This is a genomic window from Microcoleus sp. PH2017_35_SFW_U_B, from assembly GCF_020737865.1.
In the GTDB taxonomy this organism is placed as follows: Bacteria; Cyanobacteriota; Cyanobacteriia; order Cyanobacteriales; family Microcoleaceae; genus Microcoleus.
In genome coordinates, this window is sequence record NZ_JAEQDE010000124.1 from 5,194 (window position 1) to 21,857 (window position 16,664).

The following is a 16,664-nucleotide window of genomic DNA, read 5'->3' on the forward strand; positions in this document are numbered from 1 at the left end:
GTAGAGGACTGAAGTCCTTACTACAAACCAAATCAAGAGGTTTGTAGTGAGGACTTCAGTCCTTATCAAAAGTAGAGGACTGAAGTCCTTACTACAAACTAATGGGCGAGAATTACAGGGAATGGGACGATCGCCCTTACTGTAATTCTCGCAAGGTAGGAATTAAATACTGTGTCAAAGTAAAGGCATCTACACCTAATTCTGTCCGTTCTTTGGCTGCGGCGATTCCGGCTTGAGCGTGCCACCACGCTGCTGTTACTGCCACTTCTTGGGGGGGGGATTTACGGGCGATCGCACTTGCTAACAATCCCCCTAACAAGCCGGTGAGAACGTCGCCGCTGCCGCCTCTGGCGAGGGCTGGGGTGCTTTCGGGATTGAGATAGGTAAGGGTACGTGAAGCGTAGCTATCCCCTAGGGAATCGCCGTCATCCTCCTTCCAACTTATGCAAACTCTGGCTCCTTTGAGCAATACTGTTGCACCGCAAAGCTCTGCCGCTGCTTGAGTTGCGGCAATTCGATCGCCGCTGAGGCCGGCTAATTCGGGAAACAAACGCTTAAATTCGCCCGGGTGAGGGGTGATAATTGTCACTGCTCGGCGTTCCGACAAAATGGGAACTGTGCCGAGTTGACCGAGGATATTTAAACCGTCGGCATCTAAAACCAGAGGTCGATCGCACTCCAGTACAGATTCTACAGCGATCGCGGCTTCCAATGTCAGACCTGGCCCTGTGGCGATCGCATCGTAGCTACCCAAATCAATTGCTACCGGCAACTCCTTAATGCCACCGTTTGGGGTTTCGGGACATCCTATAACTAATGCCTCTGGTAAATGACTGCTCAACATCGGTTTAATCGACTCAGGGACGGCAATTGACAGCATTCCGACTCCGCTGGCTCTTGCTCCCAATGCGGCTAAAATTGCGGCTCCGCTGTAACGGGCCGAACCTGCAATAATTAGTAAGTGACCGTTGGTGTATTTGTGCGAAATTGGCGATCGGGGTAATGGTAAATGCTGAATTGCCGATGCTTTAGTAATGCGTTGTATTGCTGGAAAATTGCCCAATATCGCTGCAATATCTGCAACGGGAATATCAAAATCAATTAATTCTGACTTACCAATATATTCTAAAGCTTTGTCTTGTAGAAAAGCCATTTTCCACAATCCCAAACATAATGTATGTTTTGCCCTGATTGCCGTACCCAATACAGCCCCAGTATCTGTATTGATTCCCGACGGAATGTCTATACTAAAAATCGGGATGTTTAAATTATTGATTTCATCAATCGCGGCGGCTGTCGGGTTAGTGATTTCTCGTTCCAACCCAAAACCAAATAAACCATCTACGAGAAAGTCGCAGTTTTTCAGCGGTTCGATGTTCTCAACAAATGGAATATTTAAAGAACGCGCATAATCAGCGTGACTTTTGGTAAGTTCTTTGAGTTTAGAAAATGGGCAGTAAATAACTACTGGGAATCCTTTAAAGTGCAATTCGCGGGCCACAACCAAAGCATCGCCGCCGTTATGTCCCGGCCCAACTAACACCCCAATAGCTGGGAATTGAGAATTAACAATCTTTAGCCCTTCACCGCTTTTCCTTCTATACGTTACATCCGTTTCATCCGTTTCAAAATCCGTTGCCGAACTTCCCTCTTCCCTCAAAAGCACCTGAATGCGTCTAGAAATCAGGAGTGCAACTTTTTCCATTAAAGCTGCTACGGGCATTCCAGCCGCAAAGATTCTGTTTTCTATTTGCCGCATTTGGTCGGCGGTGACAACAAATTTTTGAATAGTCATAAGAAGAAGGAAGAAGGAAGAAGGAAGAAGGAAGAAGGAAGAAGGAAGAAGGAAGAAGGAAGAAGGAAGAAGGAAGAAGGAAGAAGGAAGAAGAGGAAGAAGGAAGAAGGAAGAAGGAAGAAGGAAGAAGGAAGAAGGAAGAAGGAAGAAAAAATACACAGCAAGCCTTTGAGCGATCGGGATTTGAGGCTTAATTAGGTGGATTTACTTATTAGTGCTAAAATTTCAGCTAACAGCAGTAGCAGGTTGTAGTATTTTTGTGGTATAATCAATTAGCTCGATCGAACTTGCGTAACAGTAAAACAGTAAAATAGCAATTTATTTCCGAACCATGAACAAGATTGTCGTAGGCCTCTCCGGCGGGGTCGATAGTTCCGCAGCAGCCGCAATTTTACACCATCAGGGCTATGAAGTGGTGGGTTTAACGCTGTGGTTGATGAAAGGCAAAGGTCAATGCTGCTCTGAGGGAATGGTTGATGCCGCTAAAATTTGCGAAGATTTGGGCGTTCCCCATCACATTGTTGACAGCCGCGAGGTCTTTCAGGCAAGTATTGTCGATTTTTTGGTGGAGGGTTACAGTGCAGGGGTTACACCTCTGCCTTGTTCGCAGTGCAATAAAACTGTGAAGTTCGGGCCGATGCTCAAGTACGCTCGCGAAGAGCTGGGTATTGAAAAGATTGCTACGGGGCACTACGCTCGCATTACCTATGATACTGCTACCGATCGCTATCAGTTGCTGCGGGCGATCGACCCTGCGAAAGATCAGTCTTATTTCTTGTACGATTTAACACAGGATTTACTGGCGGGTACGGAGTTTCCTTTGGGGGAAATCACCAAGACTGAAACTCGCAGAATTGCGGCGGAATTTGGCTTGACAACCGCTGATAAGCCGGAAAGTCAGGATTTGTGTTTGGTGGAAAGTAACGGTTCGATGCGGGCTTTTCTCGACAAGTACATTGCGCCGCAAAAGGGTGACATTGTAGATAAGTCCGGCCGCGTACTCGGACAGCACGACGGCGTGCACCACTACACTATCGGCCAGCGGAAGGGCCTGGGGATTGCCGCACCGGAACCGCTGTATGTGATTGAACTTGATGCTGGTGCTAATCGGGTAATTGTGGGCGATCGCCAGTTGGCGGTAGAATCTGACTGTAATGTCCAAAAAGTAAATTGGGTTTCTGTCGCTGGGCCGATCGCTCCGATTCGGGCTTCCGTGCAGATTCGCTATCGATCGCAACCCGTCCCCGCTACAATTATTCCCGTGGAATCATCCGAAGCAGACGAAAAAGCAAGCGGTACAAGAGTCAAGGTAATTTTTGACGAACCGCAGTTGAGCATTACCCCCGGACAAGCCGCAGTTTGGTATGACTCAGATGTGCTCTTAGGCGGCGGGATTATTGAAAGAAAAAAACTCCCAAATTGATGTTAGGGGATGGCTCGCGTGGGTGCATCTCAATGCAAGCGAATATATCCGTAGGGGCGAAGCATGACCGCATAAAATAGGAGATTATAACTAATAACTTATATGCGGTCATGCTTCGCCCTCTTCAAAAAACCAGATGCACCCGCTCGCGTCCCCACCCCACAAGAAATCTACCACAATAAAATCTAGTCTTTGTGGAACAGGCATCTTGCCTGTTCCAAAAGGAAATTTATTGTTCATTTCACAGGGTCAAATTCCCTTAACTAACTTTCTTTTCCAACCGCAACACATTCCCCCTAGCATTGGTGCGGTAAACCCAAGTTTGGCCGCCATCAGAAACCACAACCCGCCAACCTTCAACAATCATTTGGCCGCAAATTTCATCAGATTTCGCGAGTCCCAAACAAGTATTCGGCCAACTTTGCCGGCTCGATTCAGTGACTTTCAACTTGTCAGCAGCAATCCCAGTCGAGCGCGACAACTCTTGGCGAACTGCGGCTGCAACGTTTGCGGGCAACTGGTTCGGGGGATTTTGGCGCGTACCCTCAGCCAAATTGCCCGGTTCGGAAATTAGACTATTTAGTACCAATCCCGAATAGCTGATTTTTTTTTGATCCCCGACAGCGGGAAATTGCTGCGCTGTTTGCTCATCTTGGTTTTCTACCTGAACGAGGGACTGTTTGAGGGCGCCCGCGTTAGCCGCAGCGGTGTGGATTAGCGCCGGATACATTTCCCATGCCAGAATTCCCGTCAGCACCAAAGCCAAGATTAAAGGATTAGGCTGCTTTTCACCTCGGTTTTGATTGTTTTGAGAGTTATTTTCGGAGATTGGTTTCATACTACGCCCTCTGCCTCACTTTACACTCTTGCGCGATCGCTCCGGAGCACTCAAATGCAGATACCGATATAGACACTGCTGCTGGTGCTGTTTGTTCCTTGGTGCAGAACCGACTTAACAGAGTCGTGCGGCACAAGTATCTTATACTCCCTGCTGCCACTTCTGTTTCAGGAAACTTGCACTACCAGTTATTACTTAATTTTTACTTTTAGTATAGTATTGAGCAAAATTTATCGCTAGGTAAATCTGCTGAAACAAAAATGATTTTGGGGGAACATCTCAGTATAAATGACTATTCATCGTGCCCAAACTTCTGAAGGTTTTGTAGACAAGGGGAGGCGAACTGAGCCAGTGAGAGCCAAGGGATGCCGTACAATCTGTAGCAACAGGACGGGAACGCATGATAAATTAAGCAAGCTATCGCTGATTAATTAGAGGATTTAGGTTTTCAAGAGCGATCGTCCCCGAAAATAACTTAGTAGCGATCGCTAATTTTTTAGTAACATCTTGTTGAAATATATCGATTATGAACAGAAAATCCCTAGGAATCCATTTAATGAATCGGATCAGCTATCCTCAAAAATTCATCTTGATCGGTTTTCTATTTGCGATGCCGTTAGTCTTGATGATGTACCTGCTGATTTCCGAAATTAACACCAGAGTTGATTTTGCCCAAAAAGAAATCTACGGCAATCAATACCTGCGTCCGCTGCGCCAGTTGAGGGAATACATACCGAAATTTCACCTGTTAAATTATCAGGGTTTAAATCCAAATTTAAGCCAGCACGAGTCCTGGGATAATTTTGAAGCTAAGATAGACGCGGACTTTCAATCCCTGGCAAATACCGACCGCCAGTTAGGAACAACTTTAGTTTCCCGCGAGCAATTTAATACCATTTATCAAAATTGGCAAAAATTTAAACTTCATCGGAGCCAGTGGAGTTTAGAAACTTACGATGTTGTATATCAAAAAATCGCATATGATATTAATAAATTGAGCGCTCACGTCGGCGATACTTCCAATCTCATATTAGACCCAGATTTAGATACCTATTATTTGATGGATGCAACTTTGTTGAAAATTCCAGAAATGCAAAAATTATTGTCAGAAATTAGGCTATTTTCTCAAAAAAGTAGCCTGCGTTCCGATGCCACACCTGAGGAAAGAGCGAAATTGATTACTTTTGCGGGCAAATTGAGAGAACTCAATCAGGATTTAGCAATCAATATGGAGGTAGGATTTAGCAACAATCCTCACGGGAATCTGCGACCGAAATTAAGCCAAGATTTGATAAAATTTAACTCAGTAGTAGAGCAACTAACTGGGCAACTAGATAAACTAATTTATCCCACAGCCACAGTCGAATATTATACCTATCTCGATGGCAGCGACCGAGTTCTGAATTCGAGTTTTGAACTGTGGGACAAAAGTGTCAATGAATTAGACTTTCTCCTGCAAAAACGTATAGATGCTTTAGTTACTAGAAAACACTTAATTTATGTTTTTATTCTAATTATTTTAACAATAGTTGTTTATTTATTTGTATCTTTTTACCTAGCAGTCATGCAAACTGTATTTGTGCTTGAGGAAGCGTCAAAAAATATGGCAAGTGGCAATATTGACCACAAAATTATTTTGGATAACAAAGATGAACTCGGGCAAGTTGTGGGTGCATTTAACAAGATTGCCGAGGCTTTGGTTGGTGCGAATCAAGAAATTACTGTTCTTAACGATCGCCTAAAATCCGAAAATATGCGGATGAGTGCCGAACTAGATGTCACTCGCAAAATTCAGCAGATGCTGCTGCCGAAAGACCGAGAATTGAAGGAAGTTATTGGCTTAGATATTGCAGGATTTATGGAACCTGCTGATGAAGTAGGCGGTGACTATTACGATGTACTCCAGCACGAAGGTAAAGTAAAAATTGGTATTGGCGACGTGACGGGACACGGATTGGAGAGCGGTGTTTTAATGATTATGCTTCAAACAGCAGTGCGAACTTTGCTCACCTACAACGAAGCCGATCCGGTAAGATTTTTAACCGCTATTAACACTGTAATTTACGATAATATGCAGCGGATGAAATGGGATAAGAACGCTAGCCTTGCTTTGCTAGACTATCACGAGGGAATGCTGAAGTTGAGCGGCCAGCACGAAGAAATGATTGTCGTGCGGTGTAACGGTTCTGCCGAGCGGTTTGATACAATCGATTTGGGTTTCCCGATCGGGCTGGATGAAGATATTGCTGATTTTGTGGCCCAAACCCTTGTCCAGTTGCATTCAGGAGATGTGGTAGTGCTGTACACTGATGGGATTACGGAGGCTAAAAATATGAATAAAGTGCTTTATGGTTTAGATAGGTTAATTAAGGTAATACAGATTAATTGGCAGCAAACGGCTACAGAGATCAGGCACGCTGTAATTGACGACGTGCGATCGCACATCGGCCAACAAAAAGTTTTTGATGACATCACATTGCTGGTTCTAAAACAAAAATAGGGAATTGGGAATTGGGAATTGGGCATGGGGCATGGGGCATGGGGCATGGGGCATGGGGCATGGGGCATTGGTAGCAACTCGCCAATAACCAACAACCAATAACAACAGTCAACCAACAAATAACAACTAACAAATAACAACTAACAAATAACAACTAATATGATTCAGACTTTCGGCGATTTCATCGAGCCGACTCCCAGCCACGAATATTTAATAATTGGATTTTCCCCGAGTTCGATCCCCCTCAAGCAGCGGTGGCGGAACAACGGTTTGTCGGCGGATTTTCTGGCTGACTACTTGACGACTTTTTTCCCTGGAAACGAGGATGACCCCTCGACAATTGACAGACAAGCTGAAATTAAAAGTGCTGTTAGCTATATTGCTAATGAGTTATTAGAGAATGCGATGAAGTTTAATGATGAGACATCGGAACACCCGATCAACATTAAACTGCAATTAAGGAGCGACGGACTGATTTTCTCAGTTGCTAACACCATCCCTCCGCAAGGTGTAGGGAAGTTTCAGGCTTACATTCAGCAGTTGCTGGAGTCCGATCCGAGCGAGCTGTACATTGAGCAGTTGGAAAAAAATGCTGCTGACGAAAATTCTACTAATTCAGGATTGGGCCTGCTAACCATGCTGAGCGATTATACCACCAAAATAGGTTGGAAGTTCCAGACGGTGCAAAAAGACCCGGAAGTAATTACGGTGACAACTATGGTGCAATTAAGAGTATAAGTATCGCTGGCGATCGATAATATCTAAGGGACTTTTTTTTGCGGCAATGGAAATTAAAACAGAAGATTACGGGATCTGTTACGATCCATCAACGGCAACCGTGAGTTTTAGAGGATCTCTAAGGTTGAGCGGGCCCCAAGAGTACGCACCGATAGTGCAGTTGCTGGAGGAGGTAGCCGATTTGGCACCGGCAAAAATTACCCTCAATTTGCAACAGTTAGAATTTTTGAACAGTTCAGGCATAAATATGCTGTCGAAGTTTATTATCGAAGTCCGCAAAAAAGCTCGGGTGCAAATGGCGGTACAAGGTTCTCAACGTATAGCTTGGCAAGGTAAATCTGTGAAGAATTTCCAGCGCCTAATGCCGAGTTTGCAGTTTGAATTACTATAGACATATGATGACTTTTAGGGTATGGACTGTTGAGCAATTTTCTGTTAGTCGAGGCGCAAATTCTCGGGTTATGCTGGAAGAACAACCATCTAGAGAACAGCTACTTTTAGAGATAGAAAGATTGCGCCAGCAAGTGGAAGACTTGAAGGAGGAAAAAGCGGATCTGGAAATCTTGCTGGAAAATACTGCTGAACATTCCGATACGGTGGAATCTGAGTTGCGCTATCGGGCATTGGAGGCGGTGCGGGAAGGCGAAATCAAGCTAGCTCAATTTCTGGAAGCGATTCCCGTAGGCGTGGCGGTGCTCGATGCTCAAGGTAAACCTTACTACGTCAATCGTGCCGGACAGCAGTTACTCGGCCAAGGGGTGTTGCCGTTAAATTCTGTTGATGATTTGTCAAAAAGTTATCAATTTTATATCGCGGGAACTGATATTATTTACCCTTCACAGAATTTGCCGCTCGTCCGAGCTTTGACGGGAGAAAGTTCGACGGCTGAGGATCTGGAAATTCATAGACTAGACAAGAAAATCCCCCTTGAGACTTGGGGGACGCCAATTTTTGACGGTGGCAAAGTTGCTTTTGCGATCGCAGTTTTTCAAGATGTCACGGAACGCAAACAAGCTGAAGCCGACCGCCAAACATTTATTAAGGAATTATTTGAAGTCAATAAAAGCTTAGAAAAATCTCTGGATGCTGAATCGGAATTAACTGATGCCTACGGGCGATTTGTGCCACATCAATTTCTCAATTTGTTGGGATATGAAAGTATTATTGATGTCAGTTTAGGCGATCAAGTGCAGCAGGAAATGTCGGTGCTGTTTGCGGACATCCGCGATTTCACGACGCTTTCCGAAACTATGACTCCTCAAGAAAATTTTAATTTTATAAATGCTTACCTGTCGCGCATGGAGCCTGCTATTACTAGCAATCACGGGTTTATTGACAAATATATCGGCGATGCGATTATGGCTTTGTTTAGCGACTGTGCAGATGATGCAGTGAAAGCTGGTATTGCGATGCTAAATATCCTGAATGATTACAACAGATACCGTTTAAGTGTGGGCTACATCCCGATTAAAATTGGGATTGGGATCAATTCTGGTTCTTTGATGCTGGGGACAGTTGGTGGCACAAGCAGAATGGATAGCACGGTGATTAGTGATGCTGTTAATTTGGCATCTCGGATTGAAGGGTTGACGAAAGATTATGGCGTTCCTATGTTAATTTCTCAGCAGACATTGGAACGGTTGCGAAATCCGGCTGATTATAATATTCGGATTGTGGATAAAGTACAGGTAAAAGGAAAATTACAATATGTCACAATATATGAGGTCTTCGATGCCGATCCGCCGGAAATTCTCTCGGCTAAGCTAGCAAATTTGGCGGTATATACTGAAGCAATGTTACTTTGCGATCGCCATGAGTACCGATTGGCAGGAAAATTGTTTGAAGAGTGTTTGCGGAAAAATCCGAGCGATCGGGTAGCTCGCATTTACCTGAAACGCTGTCGGGATTGGCGATCGCTCCTCAGGGAAATTTAGTCAGTTGGCTGTTGGCAGTTGGCAGTTGACAGTTGACAGTTGACAGTTGACAGTTGACAGTTGACAGTTGACAGTTGACAGTTGACAGTTGACAGTTGACAGTTGGCAGTTGGCAGTTTAAGAGGTTTCGCGACATTGCATCGGGAGCATCTCAGTTTTGCATTTATATATAGTGCTGTCCCCGCTCGCGAGTACAATACGCGAGCGGGGACGCTCGCACTATAATAAAAAAATGCTTTTTACAAAAATGAGATGCTCCCTTGACAGTTGACAGTTGACAGTTGACAGTTGACAGTTGGCAGTTGGCAGTTTAAGAGGTTTCGCGACATTGCATCTACCAAGAAACCGGGTTTCTCATTTAAAAGTGTGTAAGTCCTGATAATATAATTACTAATTTGGAGTGTCAATAAAAGACGATGGGAATTAACAAGTGGCAGTCGAGAATATCTATAAAACCTTCAGTAATTAAAGTTATAGCTTTGTTCTGCCTCTGCTGCTTGTTAACTGCAAGCTGCGGACAGAGTGCCAGTCGATCGCCCAATTCGCCCAATTCGCCCAACAACGATCGCGTGACAATTGGCACAACCTTGAAATTGCGGACGATCGACCCCGCCGACGCTTACGAAACCATCTCAGGACAACTGCTGCGAAATTTGGGCGATACTCTCTACACCTACGAGTCGGGAACGACAAAGTTAATCCCCCACTTGGCGACAGCAATGCCAAAAGTTAGCAAAGACGGATTGACATATACAATTCCCTTGCGTCAAGGCGTGATTTTTCACGACGACACACCGTTTAACGCCGCAGCAATGGAATTTTCCTTGCAGCGGTTTATCAAAAATGGCGGTCGTCCGGCTTTCTTGTTGGGCGATGCAGTAGAATCGGTGAAAGCGACGGGCGAATACGAATTAACTTTTCAACTCAAAAAGCCTTTTGCTGCGTTTCCTTCTTTGCTGACATTTGCCGGTCTTTGTCCGATTTCTCCGAAAGCTTATGAGATTGGAGACGGTAAATTTAAACCGGATACTTTTGTGGGAACTGGACGCTACAAACTTGCGAAGTACGGTAGCGATTCTCTGAAGTTTGATGCCTTTGATAAGTATTGGGGAGAAAAACCCGTCAATAGAGGTATTGACATTTTGCTGCTTTCGAGTTCTTCAAATTTGTTCAATACTTTTAGGACTGGTGCGATCGATGTAGCTTATTTATCTCTGGATGCGGATCAAGTTCGCAGCTTGGATGAGGGAGCAAAAAAAGGGAAATGGCAGGAAATCGCGGGGGAGAGCAGTACAGTTAGTTATATGACGCTGAATCTCAATTCTAAACCGCTGGATAAGTTAGAGGTGAGACAGGCGGTCGCTGCGGCGATGGATCGGCCGCTTATTAACGATCGCGTCCTCCGAGGACAAGCCCAGCCTCTGTACAGCCTGATTCCCACAACCTTCGACGTTAACAAGCCAGTATTTAAAGAACTGTACGGCGACGCCAACATGACAAAAGCCAAGGAATTGCTAAAAAAAGCGGGATATTCGGCCGCCAATCCGTTTATTTTTCAAATTTGGCATCCTAGCGGTTCTACAAAACGAGGTTTAGTGGCGAGTACGATTAAAGCTTTAGCCCAACTCAAAATGGACGGGATAATGCAGGTGGAAATTAACAGCGTTGAATCTCCGACTTTGTTTCAGAATATAGAGAAGGGGATTTATCCTGCGGTGTTAGTGGATTGGTACGCTGACTTTTTCGACGCTGACAATTACATTCAGCCGTTTTTGGATTGTGCGACGGGTTCGGCGGCCCGCGGGTGTGAGAAGGGTGCGAGTCAGGGGCAGGGCTCGTTTTATTATAGCGATCGGGTAAATCAACTGATCGCCAAGCAGCGCCAAGAAGCCAACCCTCAAACCCGCAAAGCTTTGTTTGCCGAAATTCAGGACATACTAGGTCAAGATGTACCTTTCATCCCTCTTTGGCAGGATAAGGACTATACTTTTGCTCAGAACAGCATCACGGGTGTCCGTCTCGAACCGACGCAATCCTTTCCCTTTTGGTTCCTGAAAAAGCAATAATTGTTTACAATAATTGTTGGGAGTTTAAACGTCCATAATTCTATCATCTTTTGTGCACAACAGGGTGATGATTGTCACAGTTTATCGAAGAGACCGATCACCCCACTCTCTCTAAAAATGTTGGATATTATTAGTAGAGAGAGATATCGCCGAGGGTGAGTATATGAAATTTGGAATTTTAACAACAACAGGGCTGCTAATTGCGATCGGTTTTGCTTCTGGAGTCAAAGCAGAAAACGTATCACAAGTCAAGCAACTATTAGAAACTAAAAATTGCAGCAAATGTGACTTGACAGGAGCGCAGCTTTCTGGCATGAATCTCAGCGGTGCGAATTTGAACGGTGCAAATTTGAGTGGTGCAAATTTGAGCGGTACAAATTTGAACGAAGCCAAATTAAACGCAGTAAATCTGACACAAGCTAAATTGCAAGGTGCGAGCTTAATTGGGGCTAAAATGCACGGGGCAAATTTGGAGGGTGCTGATTTGACTCGCGCTAACCTGAGTTTGGCTGGTTTAGTAATTGCCAGTTTGAAAAATACCAACCTTACCAGTGCTAATTTGGTCGGGGCTAATTTAGAAAGTGCTAATTTGACTGGGGCGAACCTGAGAAATGCCCGTCAGTCTGTCGCGAATCTGGGAAATATCACCCTCCGGGGCGGTAGTTTGTCGGGAATAGATGTGCTGGGGGTTAACTTGCGGGATGCTAATTTGACTGGTGCTAATTTGACCGGTGCTAACTTGAACGGTTCGGATTTGACTGGCGCTAATTTACAGGATGCCAATATGGCAAATGTAGATTTGAAAAACGCTGCTTTGCCGTAGGACGATCGCCAATTGCTATATCAGACTATCGTGTTTAACAACCTTAATATAATCCTGTAGGGGCAATTTCAGAAATTGCCCCTATAATTTTAATTTCCTTCATTCATTTGACAGTTTGTAGGGGCGGTGCCCCCGTGTCCGCCCTCTTCGTTGACTGTTGACAAAAGAAGGAACAGGATTGGAGTAACGAAGAGCCTGATTTTAATTTCTCCCGGGCTTGGGGCTTTAAACTAATTCTTTCTGGTAATTTTAATTTTCCGTTAAGTCTGAGATGAGAGAGGACTGAAGTCCTCACTACAAACCTGAGAGTTATTTAACTTGATTTGAGATCAATCTTCGTCAGCGGCATCTTGGGGAAAACGGATAATGTCATCATCACCCAGATATTCGCCATTTTGGATTTCAATCATCACCAAGGGAATAACGCCGGGGTTTTCCACGCGGTGAGCGGTATTCATGGGAACGTAGGTTGACTGTTTCTGCATGAGAATGGTCTCTTTGTCATCGCAGATAACTTTAGCGGTACCGGAGACGACAACCCAGTGTTCGCTGCGGTGATAGTGCATTTGGGTGCGGATGTGGTGCCCCGGTTTGACTTCGATGCGATTGATCTTGTAGCGATCGCCCGCGTCTATGACTGTAACTTTACCCCAAAACCGGGTTTGCGTGCGATCGTCCGTTTTTTCGATTGTGTCCACTGTTTCCACCATCCTGTTTATCTCGCTAACGGTGTCTGTAAAAATATCTGTAGTTGAAAGTATATCAGGGACTGGTAAGTCGGAATCCAAAATAATTATTCTGCTCATGGAAACAATGGTCGATTAGACATCCGATCTTCATTTATCACTTGTTCAAGATATTCCGCAGTTTCTTTTTGCAGGTTGATTTCTTTTGATCCTTTCCTCCTTCGACAGTTTAGTAAAATCTACGTTTTCAGGTGTCTGGGCGGATTCCGATAATCCGGGCTTAACCGTCACAGTTTCCAGAAATAACCGCATCATTTTCAGCAAATTCGGCCAATATTCTCTCGGAGTTTGCTGAATTACACTGAGAAACTCTACCATTTCATTACCAATGCGAGGTTCGGGCGCTGAAGCTGCTGTCATTGGACTTTCACTGATTAAAGCTTGTTCAGACATACTTTTTTTCTCCTCAATCGGATTTATACGAATTGGCAGATCGATATTTTGGATGGGAATTAGAAATTGGCGATCGAACTCGCCTCTACTTATATTGTAAACAATGGGATTTTCTTGAACCGCAGATGTCAGCGGATTGACACAGATGTACGCAGATCAAATTCATTCATCTGCGTACACCTGCGTTTATCTGCGGTTCAAAATAACCATCTCAGTCAGCTTCGACGATATAGCCTTTCTCAAAAAAATGAGGTATGATTGACAGCTTATATAACCCTTAAACCAAGAGGGTTCAAGCCCAACAACGTACCTTATCTTTCGCTCGATCCGCTATATTACTTGCTCAACACACCATCGGGAATCCCCAAAATATCCTCAATCCGAGGCATATCTTCCAAAGCAATCACTCGCCCTTCATCCTCAAAGCCCGCAATCTGATCGAAATTTAAATATCGATACAAATCACCAGCAAAAGGATTGATTTTCTTCGCCACAATCTCTTGGTATTCTTCGACTGTGGGAATTCGACCCAACAGCGAACAAACTGCGGCTAATTCCGCAGAACCGAGATAAACTTGCGCGTCTTTACCCATGCGGTTGTTGAAATTACGAGTCGAAGTTGAAAACACGGTTGTCGCATCTTTAACCCGCGCTTGATTGCCCATACAAAGACTGCATCCCGGCATTTCTGTGCGCGCTCCAGCCGCTCCAAAAATGCTGTAATAACCTTCTTCTTTCAGTTGCTGTTCGTCCATCCGAGTTGGCGGACAAATCCACAGGCGAGCTTTCACTTCCCCTGCACCTTCCAACACCTTCGCAGTGGCGCGGTAGTGACCGATATTTGTCATGCAGGAACCGACAAATACTTCGTCTACCCGATCGCCCGCAACCTCACTCAACAGCTTGACATTATCCGGGTCATTCGGCGCAGCCACAATCGGTTCAGTAATCTCATTGAGATCGATTTCGATGATTTCCACATACTCCGCATCAGCATCCGCCTCAAGCAACACCGGATTAGCCAGCCATTCCTCCATCTTCGCCACCCGGCGCATCATCGTCCGCGCATCTTCATAGCCCCGCGCCACCATATTTTTGAGCAGTGCGACATTAGAACGAATGTACTCAGAGACCGTCTCAGAACTCAATTTAATCGTGCATCCGGCGCAAGAACGCTCGGCCGAGGCATCGGTCAATTCAAAAGCCTGCTCAACCTTCAAATCTGGCAAACCTTCAATCTCCATAATCCGCCCAGAAAAGACATTTTTCTTATTCTGTTTGGAGACTGTCAGCAAACCTTTTTGAATTGCTACGTAGGGAATTGCATTCACAACATCTCGCAGCGTTACTCCCGGTTGCAATTCACCCTTGAACCGGACTAGAACTGATTCTGGCATATCCAAAGGCATCACGCCCAAAGCAGCAGCAAAAGCTACTAATCCCGAACCCGCCGGAAAGGAAATTCCTAACGGAAAACGAGTGTGAGAATCGCCGCCAGTTCCCACTGTATCCGGCAATAACATCCGGTTCAGCCAAGAGTGAATAATTCCGTCTCCGGGACGCAAAGCTATGCCCGCGCGCTGTGCCATGAAATCGGGCAATTCGTGGTGAGTTTTGACATCCACTGGTTTCGGATAGGCAGCGGTGTGACAAAAACTTTGAATTACCAAATCGGCGCTAAATCCCAGACAAGCAAGTTCTTTTAATTCGTCCCGAGTCATGGGGCCGGTGGTATCTTGGGAACCGACTGTGGTCATTAATGGTTCGCAAGATGTGCCGGGACGAACGCCGGACAAACCGCAAGCTTTTCCTACCATCTTTTGAGCTAAGGTGAAGCCTTTTCCGGTATCGGCGGGAATAGTTGGACGGGTGAAAATCGGGCTAATTTCTAGTCCTAAAGCTTCGCGAACTTTGTCGGTTAAGGTGCGTCCGATTAATAGGGGAATTCGACCGCCGGCGCGAACTTCGTCGAGGATTGTGTCGGGTTTGAGGGTGAAGGTGGAGATGATTTCTCCGGCTTCGTTGGTGATTTCGCCTTTGTAGGGATGGATGGTGATTACCATGCCGGTTTCCATTTTGGCGACATCGCATTCGATCGGCAATGCGCCGGAATCTTCAGCGGTATTGAAGAAAATCGGGGCGATCGCACTTCCTAGAATATATCCGCCGTTGCGCTTGTTTGGTACAAACGGAATATCGTTACCAATGTGCCACAACACGGAGTTAATCGCCGATTTCCGCGAGGAACCGGTGCCGACAACATCGCCAACGTAGGCGACGGGATGGCCTTTTTCTTTCAATTGGGCGATCGTTTCTAAGGCCCCTGGCATCTTGCTTTCGAGCATCGCCAAAGCGTGCAGGGGAATGTCCGGCCGCGTGGTAGCCTGAGGTGCGGGAGACAAGTCATCGGTATTGGTTTCTCCGGGCACTTTGAAGACTGTAACAGTAATGGCTTGGGCTAGTTCGGGGCGGCCGGTAAACCACTCGGCATCAGCCCAGGAATCGACTACCTGCTTCGCGTAGGGATTGGTATCCGACAGGGCGAGAATGTCGTGGAAGGCATCGAATACTAACAGCGTTTTGCTCAGAGCCCGGGCTGCGGTGGCGGGGATAGCGATTTCGGCAGTAGGATTGAGCAAGTCGATTAAAGATTGGACGTTGTAACCGCCCATCATTGTCCCCAGCAGGTAAACTGCCCATTTGGGAGCAATTAGGGGGCTGTGGATTTCACCTTTGGCGATGCCGGTTAAAAAACCAGCTTTGACGTAGGCGGCGCTGTCTACGCCTGGGGGTACGCGATCGCGCAATAATTCGATTAAGGCTTCTTCTTCTCCCGGTGGCGGATTTTTCAGCAATTCGCAGAGTTCCGACGTTTGCTGGGCGTCTAGCGGCAGCGGTGGAATTCCCAATGCGGCTCTTTCGGCAGCGTGAAGGCGGTAAGATTCAAGCATTTTCTCTCTCTCCTCGGATAGTTTTGGGTAGTTGTTTGCAGATGGCATTACTTTTTAGATTAGGGGCTGGCGCTGCATATTTGGCAAGCTACCCCGCCATACATGAAAATTTAACGCAAGTTCAGAAACTCTACATTTTCTTACCAGAGACAGATGCGATCGCCACTGGCATTCCACCTAAAACTCGATCCGAGCAGTTTTGGGGAGCTGACTTGCATGAGTTTTGGTTAAGATTAATGTAGTGGGGCACTGTCGATCGTTCTCTACATATGCAATCATCAGTCACCACAAGTTTCAACAGTTGACAGTTGACAGTTGACAGTTGACAGTTGACCGAAGGAGAGCGACCTCTACCCTTAAGTCCGAGGATTCGAGTAATGAATAGTCTGATTTTTATTTCTCCCTCACTCGTGTTCCGGCTTTCAACCAATTTTTTCTGGTAAAAAAAGTTACCTGC

At 45.6% G+C, this 16,664-nt stretch carries 14 protein-coding genes; 9 read left to right on the plus strand and 5 right to left on the minus strand.

Annotated features, from left to right (window positions below):
- Positions 1 to 136: 136 nt before the first annotated feature.
- Complete coding sequence (locus JGK36_RS29275; protein WP_293187065.1) at positions 137 to 1,795, minus strand: NAD(P)H-hydrate dehydratase; 1,659 nt, start codon at positions 1,793 to 1,795, stop codon at positions 137 to 139.
- Here JGK36_RS29275 and JGK36_RS29280 point away from each other — a divergent pair.
- The gene (locus JGK36_RS29280) at positions 1,784 to 1,993 is read left to right on the plus strand and encodes a hypothetical protein (protein ID WP_293201255.1); all 210 of its coding nucleotides are present in this window, start codon (positions 1,784 to 1,786) and stop codon (positions 1,991 to 1,993) included. The genes JGK36_RS29275 and JGK36_RS29280 overlap by 12 nt on opposite strands.
- Before the next feature lie 133 nt (positions 1,994 to 2,126).
- A complete protein-coding gene (gene mnmA / locus JGK36_RS29285) occupies positions 2,127 to 3,218 on the plus strand; it encodes a tRNA 2-thiouridine(34) synthase MnmA (protein WP_293187067.1) in 1,092 nt (363 codons plus the stop codon).
- A 259-nt stretch (positions 3,219 to 3,477) separates the two neighbouring features.
- Here mnmA and JGK36_RS29290 read toward each other — a convergent pair whose 3' ends face one another.
- Positions 3,478 to 4,056: a hypothetical protein gene (locus tag JGK36_RS29290; protein WP_293187068.1), complete on the minus strand. Its 579-nt coding sequence runs from the start codon at positions 4,054 to 4,056 to the stop codon at positions 3,478 to 3,480.
- Between the two features lie 556 nt (positions 4,057 to 4,612).
- On the opposite strand from JGK36_RS29290, the gene JGK36_RS29295 reads away from it, so the two are divergent.
- The 6 genes from JGK36_RS29295 (at position 4,613) to JGK36_RS29320 (ending at position 12,117) form a co-directional block, all read left to right on the plus strand.
- A complete protein-coding gene (locus JGK36_RS29295) occupies positions 4,613 to 6,556 on the plus strand; it encodes a PP2C family protein-serine/threonine phosphatase (RefSeq protein ID WP_293198030.1) in 1,944 nt (647 codons plus the stop codon).
- A gap of 159 nt (positions 6,557 to 6,715) precedes the next feature.
- Positions 6,716 to 7,294 (plus strand): DUF6272 family protein, encoded by a 579-nt coding sequence (locus tag JGK36_RS29300; protein WP_293198032.1) that lies wholly within the window; start codon positions 6,716 to 6,718, stop codon positions 7,292 to 7,294.
- Positions 7,295 to 7,340: 46 nt separating this feature from the next.
- Positions 7,341 to 7,685 (plus strand): hypothetical protein, encoded by a 345-nt coding sequence (locus tag JGK36_RS29305; RefSeq protein WP_293187071.1) that lies wholly within the window; start codon positions 7,341 to 7,343, stop codon positions 7,683 to 7,685.
- Between the two features lie 70 nt (positions 7,686 to 7,755).
- Positions 7,756 to 9,228, plus strand: a complete 1,473-nt coding sequence (locus JGK36_RS29310) for an adenylate/guanylate cyclase domain-containing protein (protein WP_293198035.1) — start codon at positions 7,756 to 7,758, stop codon at positions 9,226 to 9,228.
- Positions 9,229 to 9,644: 416 nt separating this feature from the next.
- Positions 9,645 to 11,294 (plus strand): ABC transporter substrate-binding protein, encoded by a 1,650-nt coding sequence (locus JGK36_RS29315; RefSeq protein ID WP_293185524.1) that lies wholly within the window; start codon positions 9,645 to 9,647, stop codon positions 11,292 to 11,294.
- 163 nt (positions 11,295 to 11,457) lie between these two features.
- Positions 11,458 to 12,117 carry a pentapeptide repeat-containing protein gene (locus tag JGK36_RS29320; protein ID WP_293185523.1) on the plus strand — a complete coding sequence of 220 codons (660 nt, stop codon included), beginning with the start codon at positions 11,458 to 11,460 and terminating at the stop codon, positions 12,115 to 12,117.
- Between the two features lie 329 nt (positions 12,118 to 12,446).
- Here the strand turns inward: JGK36_RS29320 and JGK36_RS29325 are convergent, their stop codons facing one another.
- From JGK36_RS29325 to acnB, 3 genes are all read right to left on the minus strand, one after another.
- Complete coding sequence (locus JGK36_RS29325) at positions 12,447 to 12,860, minus strand: cupin domain-containing protein (protein ID WP_293198053.1); 414 nt, start codon at positions 12,858 to 12,860, stop codon at positions 12,447 to 12,449.
- Positions 12,861 to 12,968: 108 nt separating this feature from the next.
- On the minus strand, positions 12,969 to 13,256 hold the full coding sequence (locus tag JGK36_RS29330) for a hypothetical protein (protein ID WP_293201257.1): 288 nt from the start codon (positions 13,254 to 13,256) through the stop codon (positions 12,969 to 12,971).
- A 335-nt stretch (positions 13,257 to 13,591) separates the two neighbouring features.
- A complete protein-coding gene (gene acnB / locus JGK36_RS29335; RefSeq protein WP_293198041.1) occupies positions 13,592 to 16,207 on the minus strand; it encodes a bifunctional aconitate hydratase 2/2-methylisocitrate dehydratase in 2,616 nt (871 codons plus the stop codon).
- 41 nt (positions 16,208 to 16,248) lie between these two features.
- Between acnB and JGK36_RS29340 the strand changes: the two genes are divergently transcribed.
- The gene (locus JGK36_RS29340) at positions 16,249 to 16,449 is read left to right on the plus strand and encodes a hypothetical protein (RefSeq protein ID WP_293185518.1); all 201 of its coding nucleotides are present in this window, start codon (positions 16,249 to 16,251) and stop codon (positions 16,447 to 16,449) included.
- Positions 16,450 to 16,664: the final 215 nt, after the last annotated feature.